At 73.5% G+C, this 17,649-nt stretch carries 18 protein-coding genes; 11 read left to right on the top strand and 7 right to left on the bottom strand.

Features of this window, described 5'->3' with window-relative positions; all coding sequences use genetic code 11:
• Positions 1 to 8: 8 nt before the first annotated feature.
• On the bottom strand, positions 9 to 620 hold the full coding sequence (locus RM445_RS14900; RefSeq protein ID WP_311556839.1) for a TIGR03086 family metal-binding protein: 612 nt from the start codon (positions 618 to 620) through the stop codon (positions 9 to 11).
• A gap of 62 nt (positions 621 to 682) precedes the next feature.
• On the opposite strand from RM445_RS14900, the gene RM445_RS14905 reads away from it, so the two are divergent.
• From RM445_RS14905 to RM445_RS14915, 3 genes are all read left to right on the top strand, one after another.
• Complete coding sequence (locus tag RM445_RS14905; RefSeq protein ID WP_311556840.1) at positions 683 to 1,630, top strand: helix-turn-helix transcriptional regulator; 948 nt, start codon at positions 683 to 685, stop codon at positions 1,628 to 1,630.
• Between the two features lie 56 nt (positions 1,631 to 1,686).
• Positions 1,687 to 2,040: a PspC domain-containing protein gene (locus tag RM445_RS14910; RefSeq protein ID WP_311556841.1), complete on the top strand. Its 354-nt coding sequence runs from the start codon at positions 1,687 to 1,689 to the stop codon at positions 2,038 to 2,040.
• A 344-nt stretch (positions 2,041 to 2,384) separates the two neighbouring features.
• Positions 2,385 to 4,061 carry a YncE family protein gene (locus RM445_RS14915; RefSeq protein WP_311556842.1) on the top strand — a complete coding sequence of 559 codons (1,677 nt, stop codon included), beginning with the start codon at positions 2,385 to 2,387 and terminating at the stop codon, positions 4,059 to 4,061.
• 67 nt (positions 4,062 to 4,128) lie between these two features.
• On the opposite strand, the gene groL is transcribed toward RM445_RS14915, so the two are convergent.
• Positions 4,129 to 5,757, bottom strand: a complete 1,629-nt coding sequence (gene groL / locus RM445_RS14920; RefSeq protein ID WP_311556843.1) for a chaperonin GroEL — start codon at positions 5,755 to 5,757, stop codon at positions 4,129 to 4,131.
• A gap of 225 nt (positions 5,758 to 5,982) precedes the next feature.
• Positions 5,983 to 6,186 carry a cold-shock protein gene (locus tag RM445_RS14925; protein ID WP_311556844.1) on the bottom strand — a complete coding sequence of 68 codons (204 nt, stop codon included), beginning with the start codon at positions 6,184 to 6,186 and terminating at the stop codon, positions 5,983 to 5,985.
• A 70-nt stretch (positions 6,187 to 6,256) separates the two neighbouring features.
• On the opposite strand from RM445_RS14925, the gene moeA reads away from it, so the two are divergent.
• From moeA to RM445_RS14945, 4 genes are all read left to right on the top strand, one after another.
• On the top strand, positions 6,257 to 7,498 hold the full coding sequence (gene moeA, locus RM445_RS14930; protein ID WP_311556845.1) for a molybdopterin molybdotransferase MoeA: 1,242 nt from the start codon (positions 6,257 to 6,259) through the stop codon (positions 7,496 to 7,498).
• 549 nt (positions 7,499 to 8,047) lie between these two features.
• Positions 8,048 to 8,755 (top strand): phosphatidylserine decarboxylase, encoded by a 708-nt coding sequence (locus tag RM445_RS14935; protein WP_397469311.1) that lies wholly within the window; start codon positions 8,048 to 8,050, stop codon positions 8,753 to 8,755.
• Positions 8,756 to 8,759: 4 nt separating this feature from the next.
• On the top strand, positions 8,760 to 9,719 hold the full coding sequence (locus tag RM445_RS14940) for a CDP-alcohol phosphatidyltransferase family protein (protein WP_311556847.1): 960 nt from the start codon (positions 8,760 to 8,762) through the stop codon (positions 9,717 to 9,719).
• Positions 9,720 to 9,747: 28 nt separating this feature from the next.
• Complete coding sequence (locus RM445_RS14945; protein WP_311556848.1) at positions 9,748 to 12,120, top strand: AAA family ATPase; 2,373 nt, start codon at positions 9,748 to 9,750, stop codon at positions 12,118 to 12,120.
• Positions 12,121 to 12,124: 4 nt separating this feature from the next.
• Here the strand turns inward: RM445_RS14945 and RM445_RS14950 are convergent, their stop codons facing one another.
• Entirely contained in the window at positions 12,125 to 12,832 is a 708-nt protein-coding gene (locus RM445_RS14950) for a LytR C-terminal domain-containing protein (RefSeq protein WP_311556849.1), read from the bottom strand.
• A gap of 68 nt (positions 12,833 to 12,900) precedes the next feature.
• Positions 12,901 to 13,206 (bottom strand): DUF3263 domain-containing protein, encoded by a 306-nt coding sequence (locus RM445_RS14955; protein WP_311556850.1) that lies wholly within the window; start codon positions 13,204 to 13,206, stop codon positions 12,901 to 12,903.
• Positions 13,207 to 13,378: 172 nt separating this feature from the next.
• Between RM445_RS14955 and RM445_RS14960 the strand changes: the two genes are divergently transcribed.
• Together RM445_RS14960 and RM445_RS14965 are read left to right on the top strand one after the other, a co-directional pair.
• Positions 13,379 to 13,951 (top strand): peptide deformylase, encoded by a 573-nt coding sequence (locus RM445_RS14960; RefSeq protein ID WP_311556851.1) that lies wholly within the window; start codon positions 13,379 to 13,381, stop codon positions 13,949 to 13,951.
• A 62-nt stretch (positions 13,952 to 14,013) separates the two neighbouring features.
• On the top strand, positions 14,014 to 14,925 hold the full coding sequence (locus RM445_RS14965) for a S1C family serine protease (protein WP_311556852.1): 912 nt from the start codon (positions 14,014 to 14,016) through the stop codon (positions 14,923 to 14,925).
• Between the two features lie 10 nt (positions 14,926 to 14,935).
• Here RM445_RS14965 and RM445_RS14970 read toward each other — a convergent pair whose 3' ends face one another.
• On the bottom strand, positions 14,936 to 15,229 hold the full coding sequence (locus RM445_RS14970) for a hypothetical protein (RefSeq protein ID WP_311556853.1): 294 nt from the start codon (positions 15,227 to 15,229) through the stop codon (positions 14,936 to 14,938).
• 140 nt (positions 15,230 to 15,369) lie between these two features.
• Positions 15,370 to 15,810, bottom strand: coding sequence for a nitroreductase family deazaflavin-dependent oxidoreductase (locus tag RM445_RS14975; RefSeq protein ID WP_311556854.1), 441 nt, complete (start codon positions 15,808 to 15,810; stop codon positions 15,370 to 15,372).
• 82 nt (positions 15,811 to 15,892) lie between these two features.
• Between RM445_RS14975 and thiD the strand changes: the two genes are divergently transcribed.
• Positions 15,893 to 16,747 carry a bifunctional hydroxymethylpyrimidine kinase/phosphomethylpyrimidine kinase gene (thiD, locus tag RM445_RS14980; RefSeq protein ID WP_311556855.1) on the top strand — a complete coding sequence of 285 codons (855 nt, stop codon included), beginning with the start codon at positions 15,893 to 15,895 and terminating at the stop codon, positions 16,745 to 16,747.
• A gap of 90 nt (positions 16,748 to 16,837) precedes the next feature.
• Positions 16,838 to 17,599, top strand: coding sequence for a DeoR/GlpR family DNA-binding transcription regulator (locus tag RM445_RS14985; protein ID WP_311556856.1), 762 nt, complete (start codon positions 16,838 to 16,840; stop codon positions 17,597 to 17,599).
• Positions 17,600 to 17,649 lie beyond the last annotated feature (50 nt).

Consider the following 17,649-nt stretch of genomic DNA (forward strand, 5'->3'; position numbering starts at 1 on the left):
CGAAGCGTTCATGCGCGGGCGTGACCGCACCAATTGGCCAGCTGCTCGGTGGGCCCGGCCCCCGGTCGCGGGGCTACTGGTGCGGCGAACGGGATGGGCCCTCCGCGGGGCTCGGCCGGCATCACCCGCTTCGTCTCCGTCAGTGCCGCCTCGGCGGTGACCGGATCGGCTTCCGGGGACTGCCCGGTGGCGACGGCGAGGTCCCAGCCGTGGACGAGTGCCTCGCGGATGTACCCCCACATCGCAGCCCGGCCGGGAACACGACCCCAGGGGACCGTGACGAGCTCGTCGAGAACGGCGTCGTCGGCCCAGACCGCGGCCATCTTGTCCTCGGCGGCGGCCAGCGCATCGGTCCAGCCGTCGTCCGCGACGCCCTCGACGACCCGCGGCGTCGTGTGCGGGTCGCCGCCCTCGCCGATCACCCGGACGCGGTCGACGGTGGCGACGAGGTGGCCGAGCATGCCGCGGACGTCCCACTCCGCACACGGGGTCGGGTCGGCGAGCCGGTCGGCGGGAACGCCGTCGGCGAGGGTTCGCGCCCAGGCCAACGCGGTGCGGTAGTGGGGGCGGGGGTCGGTGTTCGTGGTCATGGTCATGGTCATGGTCATGGTCATGGTCATGGTCGCGACTCTGCCGTGCATACCTGACATCCTCTGTCAGGTATCCCTGTCATTCTCAAGAGGTGCGCGCCGACCGCCTCTTGTCCCTCGTCCTGCTGCTCCGGCACCGCGGCCGGATGACGGCGACGCAACTGGCCCGCGAGCTGGAGGTCTCGTCGCGAACCGTGATGCGCGACGTCGAGGCGCTGTCCGCAGCGGGTGTCCCCGTCTACGCGGAGCGCGGTCGTGACGGCGGGTTCGCCCTGCTGCCCGGCTTCACCACCGATCTCACCGGCCTGACCCACGACGAGGCACTCGCGCTGCTCACCGCGCAGTCCCGGGCCACCCCCGAGGCGCTGGGCCTCGGGCCCGCGTTCGCAGCAGCCGTACGCAAGGTCATCGCGGCGATGCCCGACTCGGCCCGTCGCACGGCCGTCGACGCCGCCGACCGGGTGCTGGCCGGGCAGGCCGGGTGGCTGAGCGAGCCGGAGGCGGACGCTCATCTGGCGGCGGTCCGTCGTGCTGTCTTCGCGGGACGGCGCCTGCGGTTGCGGTACGCCGCGCGGGACGAGCCGGCCCGCTGGCGCACGGTGGACCCGGTCGGTCTCGTCGAGGCCGGCGGCCGCTGGTACCTCCTGGCCACCCGCGGCGGCGCGGAGCGCACCTACCGGCTCTCCCGGGTGGAGGCGGTGGAGGAGGTGGACGAACCGGCGCACCGCGGGCCGGACGTGGATCTGGAGGAGGTCTGGCTCCGCCGTCGTGCCGCGTTCACGGCCGTGCTGCCCCGGGTTGCGGCGACCGTCCGGGTGCGGACCACGCGTCGTCCTGAGCTCGCCGCCGCGTGTGTCGAGATCACCGGCGAGCGGCCCGACGGCCCGGACCACCTGCGCGTCGAGGTCGCGTTCGGCGACCTCCACCACGCCGAGCGCGTGGTGTGGATGCTCGGCGACGCCGCCGAGGCGCTGGCCCCGGCGGCGCTGCGGGCCCGGGTCGCGGCCCGGGCTGCGGCGGTGGCGGCGTTCTACGCGTGACCGGGCCCTGAGGTGGACCGGGGGCGGTTCCGGGGTCGGGATCGGGGAACGTCCCGATGCCGCGGCCGGTGCACGGCGGCAGGCTCGACGACATGGACCAGTACACCGACATCCCCGCCGGCACCACCCCCGCCGGCCCCACCCCCGCCACGAGCGGCGCGGCCGCCCCCATCGACGCCCCGCGCGCCGCCCTGCCTCCCGCTGCGGCCCCGCGCTTCACGCTCCGACGCAGCCGGACCGACCGCATGCTCGGCGGCGTCTGCGGCGGCCTGGCCGAGAGCCTCGGCGCCGACGCCGCGCTCCTGCGGGTGCTGCTCGTCGCCCTCACGCTGATCACCGGCGGTGCCGCGGCGATCGTCTACGCCGCCGCCTGGGCGCTCGCTCCGCAGGACGAGCACCCGGCGTACTGATCGGAAGCGCGCTCTTCCTGCGACGGCGTTCGAACGGAGCGTGGGTCGGGTCGGCGGCCGACTGGTGACCCGTTCAGTGGTCGACGGACAGCCCGATCACCGGCGGATTGTGAAAGTAGGGTTCTCCCCCCTCCTCAGCGGGGGAGGGCCCCAGCCGGGGGTAGGGCCTGCTCGATGTCAGACCCGCAACTTCTTCGCGCATGCTCGTGCACGTTCGGTAGCAGTTGCGAGGTACCCGGGCCGTCGAGCTGAGGAATCGCCGTGACACGTGTTGCGCTGACACCCGAATCACCGATGGCGATCGTGCGTCCGCGCGCGCTGCGCCTTTTCCGCCCTGCCGTCTGATGAGGCGCGATCGAGACGGGCGCAGATTCCTGCGCCCGTCGTTTCATCTCTACCTGCTCGTCTCCACCCTCGTGATCTTCTTCGCGCAGATCCCACTGGGGGTGTTCGCCGCGCAGTCGCCGTTGGACACCACGGCCCACGTGCTGCTGCCGGCAGCGGCGACCTCGCTGCTCCACGACCTGATCTACCGCCGGATGGTGCACGGCCCCGTCGAGTACTTCTGCACGATGGTGTTCTTCGGCATGGGCGCCGAGGCGGTGTGGGAGGTGGCCGAGTGCGCGGGGGACGCCGCGTTCGGACTGAGCTGGCAGGTCGACAACGCCGACACCATGAACGACATCATGTGCGGTATCGCCGGGGCGATTCTCGGTGCGGCGATCCGGCTGTACCTCTGGAAGCGGGTCCGCCCCGGCCACCTGCGCAGCTCGTTGCACCGGCGCCGCCGTCCTGCGCGTCCGACCGCAGCGCGTGCCGGACGGGTGCGACCGTTGTCGCCCGTGCGGGCGTTATCGGTGCAGCGGGCGGTCCGACCGGACCCGGGCCGCCGTTCGAGGGTCGGGCGGAAGATCGGACTGGTCGGCGCCGCCGTCGTCGTCGCGCTCGCGACCCCGGGCTACGCCGGCTACCTGGTGTGGGCCGCGTCGGCGGCGACGTCGGCCGCCACTGCGGCGCCGGCGCCGCCGGCACCGTCGATCGTGGCGGCCGGGCTGCTCCCGGCTGCCGCGGCCGACCCGGAACCCGGCCCGGTGGAGTCGATCGCGACGAGCGTGCCGGTCCCGTTCCTCGGCGCCGTCATCCCGGTGGGCCCGACCCCAGGCTTCGTCGTGGTCGCTCCCCAGGGTCGCCAGGCCTACGTCGCCAACCGCGCCGCCGGCGTGGTCACGGTCGTCGACACCGCGGTCGACCGGGTGACCGCGACCATTCCCGTGCGGCTCGGCCCGCCGCAGTACCTCGCGTTCTCACCGGACGGGCGCACGGTCTACGTCAGCATCTGGAACGAGGCACGGACGGTCGCCGCGATCGGCGTGCTGGACACCATGACGAACTCGATCGTGACGGCCATCCCGATGCGCAGCCGGCCGTTCCTGGCCGCTGTCTCTCCGGACGGCCGGCGGCTCTACGTGCCCAACCACGACTCCGGCACGATCGCGGTCGTCGACACCGCGACCCGTGCGGTGACCGCCGAGATCAGGGTGGCGCCCGACCCGCACTGGGTGGAGTTCTCCCCGGACGGCCGGCAGGCGTACACGGCCGACCACGAGTCGAACCTGGTGTCGGTCATCGACACCGCGACCGACACCGTGGTGGCGGAGGTGCCGGTCCAGCGCAGCCCGCACAGCGTGGCGGTGCACCCGACCCGGCCCCTGGTCGCAGGGGTCAACTACGACTCCGACTCCCTGTCGATGATCGATACCGACTCCGAGCGGGTGGTGGCCGCGGTGCCGGTGGGCGCCGGGCCGCAGGACGTCACCTGGGCACCCGACGGGAGGTTCGCCTATGTGGCGAACGTCGACGCGGACACGGTCTCGGTCATCGACGCCGCGACGATGACCGTCACCGCGACCGTCCCGACCGGCGACGCGCCCACCTCGGTCGCGGTGCTCCCGGACGGCCGTCGCGCCTACGTGACCAACCTGCACGACGGCACGCTCACGGTGCTGAACCTCGCCGTGTGAAACGCCGCAGGGGCGGCACCCGAGACCGGGTGCCGCCCCTGCGGAAAGGACGTGCTGCGGAATGGACTCAGAAGTCCATGCCGCCCATGCCGCCGGACGGGTCGCCGGCCGGAGCAGCGTGCTTCTCCGGCTTGTCGGCGATGACCGCCTCGGTGGTGAGGAACAGCGCCGCGATGGACGCGGCGTTCTGCAGCGCCGAGCGGGTGACCTTGGCCGGGTCGATGATGCCGGCCTTGATCAGGTCCTTGTACTCGCCCGTGGCGGCGTCCAGACCCTCGCCCGCGGCGAGGTTGCGGACCTTCTCCGCCACGACGCCACCCTCGAGGCCGGCGTTGACCGCGATCTGCTTGAGCGGGGCCTCCAGCGCGACCTTGACGATGTTCGCGCCGGTGGCCTCGTCGCCGTCCAGACCGAGACCCTCGAACAGGCCGGCACCGGCCTGCAGCAGGGCGACGCCGCCACCGGCGACGATGCCCTCCTCGACGGCCGCCTTCGCGTTGCGAACGGCGTCCTCGATGCGGTGCTTGCGCTCCTTGAGCTCGACCTCGGTCGCCGCACCGGCCTTGATGACCGCAACACCGCCGGCCAGCTTGGCCAGGCGCTCCTGCAGCTTCTCGCGGTCGTAGTCGGAGTCCGTCCGGTCGATCTCGGCGCGGATCTGGGAGACCCGGCCGGCGATCTGGTCGGCGTCGCCCGCACCGTCGACGATAGTGGTCTCGTCCTTGGTGACGACGACCTTGCGGGCGCGGCCCAGCAGGGCCAGGTCCGCGTTCTCCAGCTTGAGGCCGACCTTCTCGGAGATGACCTCGCCGCCGGTGAGGATGGCCATGTCGGCCAGCATCGCCTCGCGACGGTCACCGAAGCCCGGAGCCTTGACCGCGACGGACTTGAAGGTGCCGCGGATCTTGTTGACGACCAGGGTGGCCAGGGCCTCGCCCTCGACGTCCTCGGCGATCACGGCGAGCGGCTTGCCGCCCTGCATGACCTTCTCCAGCAGCGGGAGCAGGTCCTTGACGGTGGCGATCTTGGAGGAGACCAGGAGGATGTAGGGGTCCTCGAGCTCGGCCTCCATGCGCTCGGCGTCGGTCACGAAGTAGGGCGAGATGTAGCCCTTGTCGAAGCGCATGCCCTCGGTGAGCTCCAGCTCCAGCCCGAAGGTGTTGCTCTCCTCGACCGTGATGACGCCTTCCTTGCCGACCTTGTCCATCGCCTCGGCGATCAGCTCGCCGATGGCCGGGTCGGCCGCGGAGATCGAGGCGGTGGCAGCGATCTGCTCCTTGGTCTCGACCTCCTTGGCGGTCTTGAGCAGCTGCTGCGAGACGGCCTCGACGGCCTTCTCGATGCCGCGCTTGAGGGCCATCGGGTTCGCACCCGCGGCCACGTTGCGCAGACCCTCGCGGACGAGCGCCTGAGCGAGCACGGTGGCGGTGGTGGTGCCGTCGCCCGCGACGTCGTCGGTCTTCTTGGCAACTTCCTTGACGAGCTCGGCCCCGATCTTCTCGTAGGGGTCCTCGAGCTCGATCTCCTTGGCGATCGACACACCATCGTTGGTGATGGTGGGCGCGCCCCACTTCTTCTCCAGGACGACGTTGCGGCCACGCGGGCCGAGCGTCACCTTGACGGCGTCGGCGAGGGTGTTCATGCCGCGCTCGAGCCCGCGGCGCGCCTCCTCGTCGAAAGCGATCATCTTCGCCATGGGGGTGTTGTCCTCCGATTGGGATGACACAAAAGTCGTGTTGTCGGGCGGCGCCCGCGACGGACGGCCGGCAACCCTGCGCCGGCCTCACCGGCCCGACATCTGGCACTCGACGGTACCGAGTGCCAGTGCCCTGTTTAGCACTCGAGGGGGTCGAGTGCAACGAGGGGGTGCCCGAAACGGCGACGGGGCCGGCTCGAGGAGCCGGCCCCGTGCGGGAGCTTTCTAGATTCGCCGCACGGCGTCGGCCTGGCTGCGGCCGTCGCGCCCTGCGGTGGTCTCGAACTCCACGCGGTCGCCCTCCTCCAGGCTCCGGAACCCGTCCATCTGGATTGCGCTGTAGTGGACGAAGACGTCGGCCCCGCCGTCGGTGGCGATGAAGCCGAAACCCTTCTCCGCGTTGAACCACTTGACCGTGCCCTGAGCCACGGCACCTCCATGCATGTGTTGCGGTCGGACGGGTCCGACGCTACCCGAGGAGGTCCGGCAGGATGGCCCGGTGCCGACCCCGCCGTTCGCGCCTGCCGCGCGTGCCGTCCGGTCCGTCGAGGACCACCGCACGGCCGTGGCGGAGCTGCTGAGCCCGCTGCCCGTCGAGTGGGTCCCGGTGGATCGCGCACGCGGCCGCGTGCTGGGCGAGGCGCTCCTGGCGGGGGTCGCGCTGCCGCCGTTCGACAACTCCGCGATGGACGGCTACGCCGTGCGCGCCGCGGACGTCGCGGGAGCGACGGACGACGCCCCGGTGATCCTTCCCGTGGCCGCCGACATCCCGGCCGGACGCACGGACGTCCCCGCGCTGGAGCCCGGGACCGCCCACCGGATCATGACCGGCGCCCCGCTGCCTGCGGGGGCCGATGCGATCGTGCAGGTCGAGTACACCGACGGCGGCGACGACCGGGTGCGCGTGTTCCGCGCGTCCGCGGCGGGCACCTCGATCCGTCGGACGGCCGAGGACGTCGTGGCCGGAGCGGTCGTCCTGTCCGCGGGCACGGTGCTGAGGGCGCCGCAGATCGGCGTGGCCGCGGCCGTCGGCGCGGCGACGGTGCCCGTGCGCCGCCGTCCGACCGTGCTGGTGCTCTCCACCGGCTCCGAACTGGTCGCCCCGGGGACCCCGCTGCGGCCGGGACAGATCTACGAGTCGAACGGCCCCATGCTCGCCGCCGCGGTGGAGGACACCGGGGGCGTCGCCGAGCTGCTGCGCTTCGTGCCCGACGACGTCGCGCACCTGCACCGGGTGCTCGACGAGCGTCTGACGGCCGGAACCGTCGATCTCCTGCTGACCTCGGGTGGGATCAGCGCAGGCGCCTACGAGGTGGTCAAGGAGAGCCTCGCCGACCGGGGCGTCGAGTTCGTCAAGGTCGCGATGCAGCCGGGCGGGCCCCAGGGGCTGGGGCGGGTTGACGGCGTCGGCGTCGTCGCGCTGCCCGGCAACCCGGTGAGCTCGCAGGTGTCGTTCGAGGTCTTCGTCCGCCCGCTGCTGCGCGTCGCCATGGGGCATCCCCACCCGGAGCGTCCCCGCGTGACCGCCGCGTTGGCGACGGCGCTGACCTCGACACCCGGCCGTAGGCAGTTCCGCCGCGGGGTTCTGGACGCCGTCGCGGGCACCGTCCGAGAGGTCGGCGGGCCGCCGTCGCACCTGCTCGCGGCACTGGCCCGGGCCGACTGCTTCTTCGTGGTGCCCGAGGAGGTCACGACGCTCGCGGCCGGTGCGCCGGTCGAGGTGTGGCTGCTCGACGACTGATGTGACACAGCTCACACTCAAGTTCTGCAACGATCTGAGTGTGGCGAGCGTCTAACACTGTGCGTTCGGCCGATCGGGCACATCGCAGGGATCCTCTGCCGGTGACCTGGACGATTCGTCGCAGGCTCGGGGATACTTGTCGAGCAGGCCGGGTAACCGGCCCGCACGCGAAGGACCTACCGCCCGTCGCTGGGGAGCGGACGAGCGGTTCCTGGCCGGGGTCGCTGTCTCGGGGGATGGCGGCCCCGGCCCTTCGCGTTTCCGGGCCCTTCGCGTTTCCGGGCCCTGACCCCGGGGCGGGTCCCGCAGCCGCCGGAGGCCACTGGCGTACCGTAGGCCGCCGCACGCGCGGCTCGGCCGGGCCGCCCCAGCTCTGAGCGTGTCGGTAACCACGAGGAGCCACCGATGCCCCCGCCCGTCGCCGTCAGCCGCGACGTCCCCGCGCCCGACCTGCCCGCCTCCGGACACCCGGCGACCGCGCCCGACAGCCACGTCCCGTCGACGTCGCTCGCGCACGTCGCGGCGCTGGTCCGGGAGACGGTACCGCCGATGCACCCCGGCGGCCGGCCGATCGTCGCCGCGGTCGCCGCGGCCGCGGGCCTCGCCCGGCTCGTCACCGGCCGCGGCGCACTGGTTGGTGGGCTGGTCACCGCCGCGACCGCCGCCTTCTTCCGCAACCCGCACCGCGTCCCGCCGTCACGGACGGGTGTCGTGCTGTCGGCGGCGGACGGCACGGTCGCGCTCGTCTCCGAGGTGGTGCCCCCGCCCGAGCTGGACCTGCCACGCGTGCCGGCGCCGCGCGTCAGCGTCTTCCTGTCGGTGCTCGACGTGCACGTCCAACGCATCCCGGCCGACGGCCGGGTCGTCGACGTGCAGTACCGGCAGGGCCGGTTCCTGTCGGCGGACCTCGACAAGGCGAGCGAGGACAACGAGCGCAACGCCCTGCTGCTGGAGACCGTCGACGGCGCCCGCGTCGGCGTGGTGCAGATCGCCGGGCTGCTGGCCCGTCGGATCCGCTGCGACGTCGCGCCCGGCGACGAGGTGGCCGCGGGGGAGACCTACGGCCTGATCCGATTCGGCTCCCGGGTCGACACCTACCTGCCGGCCGGGTCGACGGTCACCGTCGAGGTCGGGCAGCGCACGATCGGCGGTGAGACGGTGCTTGCCGAACTTCCGGGCATCCCCGAACTTCCGGGCATCCCCGAACTTCCGGGCAGCGCCGCGCCCCAGGGCCCGTCGGCCTCCGGCCCGGGCTGACACCGTGCCCTCCTCCCGCGCCGGGGTCCGTCTGCTGCCCAACGCCGTCACCGTCCTCGCCCTGTGCTCGGGGCTCTCGGCGGTCAACTTCGCCCTGGCGGGCCGGTACGACCTGTGCGTCGCGGCGATCGCGGCCGCGGCGGTGTTCGACGCCCTCGACGGCGGGCTCGCCCGGCTGCTCGACGCCAGCAGCAAGATCGGCGCCGAGCTCGACTCGCTGTCCGACCTGGTGGCGTTCGGGGTCTCCCCGGCGCTGCTGTTCTACATCTGGCGGCTCGACGGCAACCGGCTCGGCTGGGTCGTCGCGCTGGTGTTCGCGGTGTGCATGGCGCTGCGGCTGGCTCGGTTCAACACGCTGATGGACGCCGAGCAGCGCTGGCCGTTCGCCAAGGAGTTCTTCGTCGGCGTGCCCGCCCCGGCCGCCGCGCTGGTCGGCGGTCTGCCGCTGCTGCTGTGGTTGCAGTTCGGCGACGGCTGGTGGTCGGCGCCGATGACGGTCGGGTTGTGGGCGCTGTTCGCGGCGATGCTGATGGTCAGCAGGTTGCCGAGCATCTCGCTGAAGACCGCGCGGGTCCCCCCGCGCTACGTCGCTCCCGCGCTCGTGCTGGTCGGGCTGGGGTTCGCGTTGCTCGTCGCGGAGCCCTTCCTGGCGATGAGCGCGGTGGCGGTCGGCTACCTGCTGCTCCTGCCGTACACGATCTACCGCTTCGAGTGGCTTAAGCGGCACCCCGAGGCGTGGGACAAGCCGACCCGGGAGCGGCGGGCCGTGGCACGTGCGGCGCGCTCGGCGCGGCGGCTGGGCCTGCGGTCGCCGCTGCGGCGGCGGGTCGCGGGCGGCGCGCGCAACGTGGCGCGCGCGGTCTTCCGGCCGGACGACCCGCCCCGCCCGGCCCCTCGGCCGCCCGTCAACGGCACGGCACAGGGTGGCCACGGGCGCGGCCGGATGGGGTTGCGCCGACGCTGACCCGTGCGCCGACGGATAGCGTGACCGGGTGCTCGACCCCACCGTTCCCCTCGTCGTCAGGGTCACCCCGTCCGCCGCCGACGCGCGCCGCGGCGTGGTCCGGCTGCACCCCGAGGTGCTCGACGCGCTCGGCCTGCAGTCGTGGGACGCGGTGACGCTGACCGGCGCCCGCGTCACGACCGCGCTCGCCGCGCCCGCCGCACCCGGTGTCGCACCGGGTCAGGCGACGGTCGACGACGTCCTGCTCTCCAACGCCGGCCTCACCGACGGGGCGACCGTCGTCGTGGCACCGGCCCGCGTCGCGGCCGCCCGGCGCGTCCTGCTCACGGGGTCCCGCCTGGCCCGGGCGGCCTTGACGCCGGAGACGGCGCGCCTCGCGCTGCTCGGCAAGGTCGTCACGGGCGGCGACGCGGTCTCCCTCCTGCCACAGGACGTCGAGCCCGTCGCGGGACTGGATGTCGCGGCCGCACGCCGGCGGCTGGCCGGTGCGGTGGGCGGGGCGTGGACCACGGAGCTGCTGACCGTGGCCGGCACGGATCCGGGCGGTGCGGTCGCGGTGGTGCCGTCGACGGTGGTCGGGTGGCAGGGCGACGGGGCGTGGGGATCGGCGGCCGACGGGTCCGGTTCCGGGCAGCCGAGCCCGGTGGGTGCGCTGAGTGGCCCTGCAGCGGCCGGTGGATCTCTGCAGCATGGTGGCTTTGCTGCGGTGGGAGTGCAGCAAAGCCACCATGCTGCAATCCCGACGCCCCCCGGCACCGTGGCGGCCGACGCCACCGCGCCCGGCGAGCGCGCGCTCGACCTCGACGAGCTCGTCGGCCAGACCGAGGTCGCCCGGCGCCTCGTCGAATGGCTCGAGCTGACCTTCCGCCGCCCCGAGCTGCTCACCAGCCTCGGCGGCTCAGCCCGGCTCGGGGTGCTCGTCGTCGGCCCCGAGGGCGTGGGCAAGGCGACCCTCGTGCGCAGCGCCGCGGCCGCCGTCGGCGCCCGTTGCGTCGAGCTCGCGGCTCCCGGGGCCGCCGCCCTCGAACCGGCCGCCGCCTCCGCGCGCGTGCACGACGTGCTCGCGGAAGCCCGCACCGCCGCGCGTCCGGACGCGCCCGTCGTCCTGCTGATCACCGACGTCGACGCCCTGCTGCCCGCCGCCGACCCGCCCCCACTGGCCACCCTCGTCCTCGACGTCCTGCGGGCCACCGTCGCGACCCCGCACCTCGCGCTGGTGGCCACCACCTCGGCGCCCGAGTCGGTCGACCCCCGCCTGCGGGCTCCCGACCTTGCCGACCGCGAGCTCGGCCTGCCGCTGCCGGACCTGCGGGCGCGTACCGAGCTGCTGCGCAGGCTGCTGGTCGACGTCCCGACCGCCGACGACATCGACCTCCGGGCGGTCGCCGAGCGCACGCCCGGGTTCGTCGCCGCGGACCTCGTCGCGGTCCGCCGGGAGGCTGCCGTCGCCGCGGCGTTGCGCCACGGGGCCCGCCCGGCGGCCTCCGCGGGCACCGACACCGTCGAGGTGCCGCCCCGGGTCGGCCAGCAGGACCTGCTCGACGCCGTAGGCGCGGTGCGGCCGATCTCCATGTCGTCGTCGGCCACCCTGCAGACAGGCGGGATCACCCTCGACCAGGTCGGCGACATGGTCGAGGTCAAGCAGGCGCTCACGGAGGCGGTGCTCTGGCCGCTGCGCTATCCCGACTCGTTCGCGCGGCTCGGCGTCGACCCGCCGCGCGGGGTGCTCGTCTACGGTCCGCCCGGCTGCGGCAAGACGTTCCTGCTGCGCGCGCTGGCCGGTACCGGGCAGCTCAACGTGCTCGCGGTGAAGGGAGCGGAGCTGCTCGACAAGTACGTGGGCGAGTCGGAGCGGGCTGTCCGTGAACTCTTCCGGCGCGCCGGCGACGCCTCGCCGGCGCTCGTCTTCCTCGACGAGGTCGACGCCCTCGCACCGCGCCGCGGGCAGTCGTCGGACTCGGGTGTCGCGGACCGGGTGGTCGCCGCGCTGCTCACCGAGCTGGACGGGGCGCAGCCGCTGCGCGACGTCGTCGTGGTCGGCGCGACGAACCGGCCCGAGCTCATCGACCCTGCGCTGCTGCGCCCCGGCCGGCTCGAGCGGCTGATCTACGTGCCCCCGCCGGACGGCGCCGCGCGCGCCGACATCCTGCGCGCCGCCGCGGCCCACACCCCGCTGGCGCCCGACGTCGATCTCGACGCGCTCGGTGCCGAGCTCGAGGGCTACTCCGCGGCCGACTGCGCGGCGGTGCTGCGGGAGGCCGCGCTGACCGCGATGCGCGAGTCGTTGGAGGCGACGGAGGTGACCGCCGCGCACCTCGCCGCGGCCCGCGCGGCGGTGGCGCCCTCGCTGGACCCGGCGCAGCTTCTGGCGCTGGAGGCCTACGCCGCCCGCAGGCCGTGACGAGTCACGACTTGCCGGGCGACTGGTACTCCTTCGTCACGATGACGATGACACCCGGGGTGGCCGACTGGATGCCGGAGAACCGCGGTTCGACCCGCAGGCCGAAGGCGCGGCCGATCTCCTGAGCGGCGGCCTGCTCGCCCGTTCCGGGGCGGTAGTAGACGGTGCTCGTCGGGATGACCGCGCCGGGGTAGCCGCCGATCTCGGCGACGGTCCAGCCGGCCTCGCGGAAGTCGCCGGCGGCGCGCGCGGCCAGACCCTGGATCTTGCTGTTGTTGTAGATGCGCAGCGGTTCGCGCGCCGCGCCGGAGCCGCCGGCCTCCAGGGCGGGGGCGGGGGCCGGGGCCGGGGCCGCCACAGCAGGCGGCGGAGCTGCGGGCTGGGCGGGAGCAGGTTCGGGTGCGGCCGGGGGCGCGGCGCCGACGGCCGTGCCGTCGCCCGTCTCGCCCGTGACGAACGGGGTGGCGTTCGGCGCCGCCGTGCCTGCGTCCGGGGCCGGGCTCGCGATCGCGGGTGCGGGCGGAGCCGCGGCCTGACCCGTGGGGTCGAGCACCGCCGACGACGACGTGGGCGCCTGCGCGACGGTGCTGGTGCTCCCGCTCTGGGTCGTCGTGATCAACCCGGCGAGCGCGGCGATCACGCCGACGCCGAGCAGCGCGATGCCGCCCAGGCGCAGGGGTGAGCGCGAGCCGGGTGAGGGGGATGCGGCCACGACGACCTCCGGATGCGGGAAGTGGCCCGGTCAGCGACCGGTGGGAGCCGGCCACGCCGGCCGGATGGTCACCACGGCTCGACGCCGAAGCGACGGGCCGCACGGGTGCGTTGCCGGCTGGTGCGCAACCGCCGCAGCCGCTTGATCAGCAGCGGGTCCGCCGCCAGCGCCTCGGGCTTGTCGATCAGTGCGTTGAGTACCTGGTAGTACCGCGTGGGCGACATGTCGAACAGCTCGCGGACGGCTTGTTCCTTCGCCCCCGCGTACTTCCACCACTGCCCCTCGAACGCCAGGATCTCGCGCTCGCGACGGTCGAGCTCGCGGGCCGGCCGGTGGACGGCGGGCAGGCCCCGGGGTTCGGTGGCGGACTCCATTACGCTCCTCGTGCTACCGCGTACTACTGGTACGACGACGCGAATGACACTGGTGTCATTCGCGGTGCATTGAACCACGGGGGACCGACAGGAACGGGGACGACGCGCCACCGGGTCCCGTCAGGCGGGGTTCGTGGGGGGAGCATGCACCCGGGCACCGACACTGTTGCGCGTGGCCGTCCGTCCCATCCGCATCGTCGGTGATCCCGTCCTGCACACCCCGACACAGCCGGTGACCCGGTTCGACGACGCGTTGCGCGAGCTGGTCGCCGACATGTTCGACACGATGGACGCCGCCGACGGCGTCGGCCTGGCGGCGAACCAGGTCGGGGTGCCGCTGCGGCTGTTCGTCTACGACTGTCCGGACGAGGAGCTGCGGGAGCGCCGTCGGGGCGTCGTGGTCAACCCCGTCCTGGAGACCTCCGGCCGGCCCGAGACCATGCCGGACCCGGACGAGGACGAAGAGGGCTGCCTCTCGGTACCGGACGAGCAGTTCCCGACCGGTCGCGCCGAGTGGGCCCGCGTCTCGGGCACGGACGCCGACGGGAACCCGGTGATCGTGGAGGGTCGCGGCTTCTTCGCCCGCTGCCTGCAGCACGAGACGGACCACCTCGACGGCCTGCTCTACCTCGACCGGTTGATCGGCCGGCACCGCCGTGCCGGGCGTCGCGCGGTGCGCCACCGGGGCTGGGGCCAGCCCGGCCACACGTGGAATCCGGCCCTGCAGCGCGCCGGCGAGGTCTGACGGAGGTCTGCGTTCGCTGTGGGCGATCCCGCATCGTCCTGCAACGGTGTAAGCAGGACGGTGTGGACGAGCTCGACGCCTACTCCCGGACGGTCAGCGCGGTGGCGGCCGAGGTCACGCCGCGGGTGGCGGCCGTCCGTATCGGCCGGGGCAGCGGCTCAGCCGTCGTCGTGTCCGCGGACGGGGTGTTGGTGACCAACGCGCACGTGGTCGCCGACGCCCGTCACGGCCGCGCCGACTTCCTCGACGGCGTCCAGGCGCCGGTGCGGGTGGTGGGCGTGGATCCGCTCTCCGACCTCGCGGTCCTACGTGCGGAACATCCCGCCGACCTGCCCCCGCCCGTGCGACTCGGCGACGCGGACCGCCTCGTGGTGGGCCAGTTGGTGGTGGCGGTCGGCAATCCGCTGGGCCTGGCGGGTTCGGTGACGGCCGGGGTGGTCAGCGCGCTCGGTCGGTCGCTGCCCACCCGCAGCGGCCGCGCAGGCCGGGTCGTGGAGGACGTGATCCAGACCGATGCGGCGCTCAACCCGGGGAATTCCGGCGGCGCGCTCGCCGACTCCGCGGGCCGCGTCGTCGGCATCAACACCGCCGTCGCCGGCGTGGGGCTGGGGCTCGCGGTGCCCGTCAACGCCACCACGCGGCGGATCGTCGAGGCGCTCCTGCGCGACGGCCGGGTCCGCCGGGCCTACCTGGGCGTGGTCGGCACCCCCGCGCCGGTGCCCGCGGACGTGGCCGAACGGCACTCGCGTCACAGCGGCGTCCGGCTCGCCGAGGTGGTGCCGGGCAGCCCGGCCGCGGAGGCCGGGCTGCGCGCCGGTGACCTCGTGCTCGACGTCGGCCGCCACCCGGTGCAGAACGCGCAGGGCATCCAGAAGCAGCTCTTCGGCGACGCGGTCGGCGTCCCGCTGCCGGTGACGGTGCTGCGGAACGGGGCGATGGTGGACGTGGTGGCGGTGCCGACGGAGCTCAGTTAGATCAGGGCGTCTAGATCAGGGCGTCGAGGTCGACCTCGATCGCGAAGGGCTCAAGGGTCCGGAAGGCGCGGGTGACCGCCCCTCGGTCGGCGTACGCGCCGTCTGTGCCGAGCCGACACTCCACGACCTCGTCCCGCCCGGCGTCGTGGCGGACGACGACAAGATCGGGACGCCGTGAGAACCCGGGTGCGTCGGCCGGCGCGAGTTCGAGGTCGACGTCGACGGCGGTGATGCCCTCGAAGCCCTGCGGCAGTTGCGGACGAAGCTGCGACCACAGCCCCGTGAGTGCCTGCGCGTGCGGCACACCCGGGGGTGGGAGTGAGCAGTACCCGGCCCTCGAAGAGTTCCGTGTAACCCGGTTCGACCTCACCGAGCGCGAGGTACTCGGTCACGGTCAACAGCCGCGGGTACCCCTCGATCGCCTTCCCGCCGACCCACACGTCCTCAGCCCTCCCGCGGCTCCAGCACGAACACCGGGATCTGGCGGTCGGTCTTCGCCTGGTACTCCGCGTACGGCGGGTAGGCCGCCACCGAGCGCTCCCACCACTGCGCCCGTTCGTCGCCCTCGACCTGGCGGGCGTCGTACTCCTTCGTCACCGTCCCGTCCTGCAGCTCGACGTGCGGGTGGGCGACCAGGTTGTGGTACCAGGTCGGGTGCTCCGGCGCCCCGCCCTTCGACGCGACCAGGGCGTACCGGCCGTCGTGCTCCACCCGCATCAGCGGCGTGTAGCGCAGCTTCCCGGACTTCACGCCGCGGATCGTGACCAGGACGATCGGCCGGTCGAAGACCTGGACGCCCTCCGTCGTGCCCGTCTCGAGGATCTTCTCGGTCTGCTCGCGCACCCAGCCCTCGGGGCTGAGCGCGTATTCGCCAGTCAAAGCCATGCGGGCATTCCAACATCACTGGTCGGAGCCCGCTCGCCCGGCTACCGTCCGCGTCGGACCCGGACCCCAACAGGAGGACTGCATGGTTGAGCGCACGGTCGGCACGACCCCGCCGCGGGTCATGACGATCGCGGGCACGGACTCGGGCGGCGGTGCCGGAGTCGCGGCGGACCTGCGGGCCCTCGCGGCCTGCGGGGTGCACGGCTGCGTCGCGGTCACCGCGGTGACCGTGCAGAACTCGGTCGGCGTCACCGGCGTGCACACGCTGCCGCCCGAGATCGTCGCCGCGCAGATCGAGACCGTCGCCACCGACATCGGCCTCGACGCGGTCAAGACCGGGATGCTGGCGACGACGCCGATCATCCAGGCGATCGCCGAGGCGTGCGACCGGACCGGGATCGGCGGCGACGGCCCCACCCCGCTGGTCGTCGACCCGGTCGCGGCGTCCATGCACGGCGATCCGCTGCTCGCCGACAGCGCCCTCGACGCCTACCGCACCGTGCTGTTCCCGCGGGCCACCGTCGTGACGCCGAACCTGGACGAGGTGCGCCTCCTGGTGGGCATCGACGTCCACGACCGGGCCGCGCAGTACGAGGCGGCCAAGATGCTGCACGCCCTCGGGCCCCGGCACGTGCTGGTCAAGGGCGGGCACCTGGCGGAGGACACCGACATCTGCGTCGACCTGTACTACGACGGGCACACCTTCGTCGAGCTGCCCGGGCCGCGGTTCGCCACCGGCGACACCCACGGCAGCGGCGACAACATGGCCTCGGCCATCGCGTCGGCCCTCGCCCGCGGCCTGCCGGTGAGCGAGGCCGTCGTGCTGGCGAAGCGCTTCGTGATTGAGGCCGTCCGGAACTCCTACCCCCTGGGCGCGGGACACGGCCCGGTATCGCCCCTCTGGGTGATGCATCCCTGGTGGCGCGATCCCGGGTGACGGTGTGGACTCTGTTATCTACCTGTGGTTGACATCACGCAAGCCGTTGATTAAACACAGCGATACACAGAGGAACGGCGGTGAAACCACATGTACGCAGAGGAGCGCCAGCGGCACATCGCCGTCGCCGCCCGCGCTGCCGGACGGGTGGACGTCGCCGAGCTGTCCGTCGAGCTCGAGGTCACGACCGAGACGATCCGCCGCGACCTGTCCGTGCTCGAACGGCACGGCATCCTGCGCCGCGTGCACGGTGGCGCGATCCCCGTCGAGCGCCTCGGGTTCGAGCCCGCGCTGCCGACCCGCAACACCGCGATGACGACCGAGAAGGACCGCATCGCCAAAGCCGCGCTCGCCGAGTTGCCGGACGAGGGCGCGATCCTGCTCGACGCGGGGACCACCACGGCGCGCCTCGCCGAACTGCTGCCTCCGGACCGCTCGCTGACCGTGCTCACGAACAGCCTGCCGATCGCCCTCGCGCTGGTCTCGCGGCCGTATCTCACCGTGATGCTGGTCGGTGGCCGGGTGCGGGGGACGACGGTCGCCGCGGTCGACGCGTGGGCGACCGACGCGCTGGCGCAGTCGTACGTCGACGTCGCCTTCATCGGGACGAACGGCGTCTCGGTCCGCCGTGGCCTCACGACGCCCGATCTCGCGGAAGCCTCCGTGAAGCGGGCGATGATCACGGCCGCGCGTCGGGTGGTACTCCTCGCCGACCACACGAAGGCAAGCGTCGATCACCTCGTGCGATTCGGTGAACTCGCCGACGTCGACACCTTCGTCACCGACAGCGGTCTCGACGAGCGCACCGCCGCCGAGATCGCCTCCTACGGACCCCGAGTGGTCCGCGCATGACCCGGCCCCGTGCCGCTAGCAGTGCCCAACGGTGGGACCTGAGATGAGGG

Origin of the sequence: Pseudonocardia charpentierae (genome assembly GCF_031845345.1) — a bacterium.
Classification (GTDB): Bacteria; Actinomycetota; Actinomycetes; order Mycobacteriales; family Pseudonocardiaceae; genus Pseudonocardia; species Pseudonocardia charpentierae.

Coding starts and splice junctions, on each gene's coding strand:
- RM445_RS14915 (WP_311556842.1), top strand. CDS start 2,385: ATGAGGCGCGATCGAGACGGGCGCAGATTCCTGCGCCCGTCGTTTCAT.
- RM445_RS14955 (WP_311556850.1), bottom strand. CDS start 13,206: ATGGAGTCCGCCACCGAACCCCGGGGCCTGCCCGCCGTCCACCGGCCG.
- RM445_RS14900 (WP_311556839.1), bottom strand. CDS start 620: ATGACCATGACCATGACCATGACCATGACCATGACCACGAACACCGAC.
- RM445_RS14985 (WP_311556856.1), top strand. CDS start 16,838: ATGTACGCAGAGGAGCGCCAGCGGCACATCGCCGTCGCCGCCCGCGCT.
- RM445_RS14910 (WP_311556841.1), top strand. CDS start 1,687: ATGCCGCGGCCGGTGCACGGCGGCAGGCTCGACGACATGGACCAGTAC.
- groL (WP_311556843.1), bottom strand. CDS start 5,757: ATGGCGAAGATGATCGCTTTCGACGAGGAGGCGCGCCGCGGGCTCGAG.
- RM445_RS14975 (WP_311556854.1), bottom strand. CDS start 15,810: ATGGCTTTGACTGGCGAATACGCGCTCAGCCCCGAGGGCTGGGTGCGC.
- thiD (WP_311556855.1), top strand. CDS start 15,893: ATGGTTGAGCGCACGGTCGGCACGACCCCGCCGCGGGTCATGACGATC.
- RM445_RS14935 (WP_397469311.1), top strand. CDS start 8,048: ATGCACCCCGGCGGCCGGCCGATCGTCGCCGCGGTCGCCGCGGCCGCG.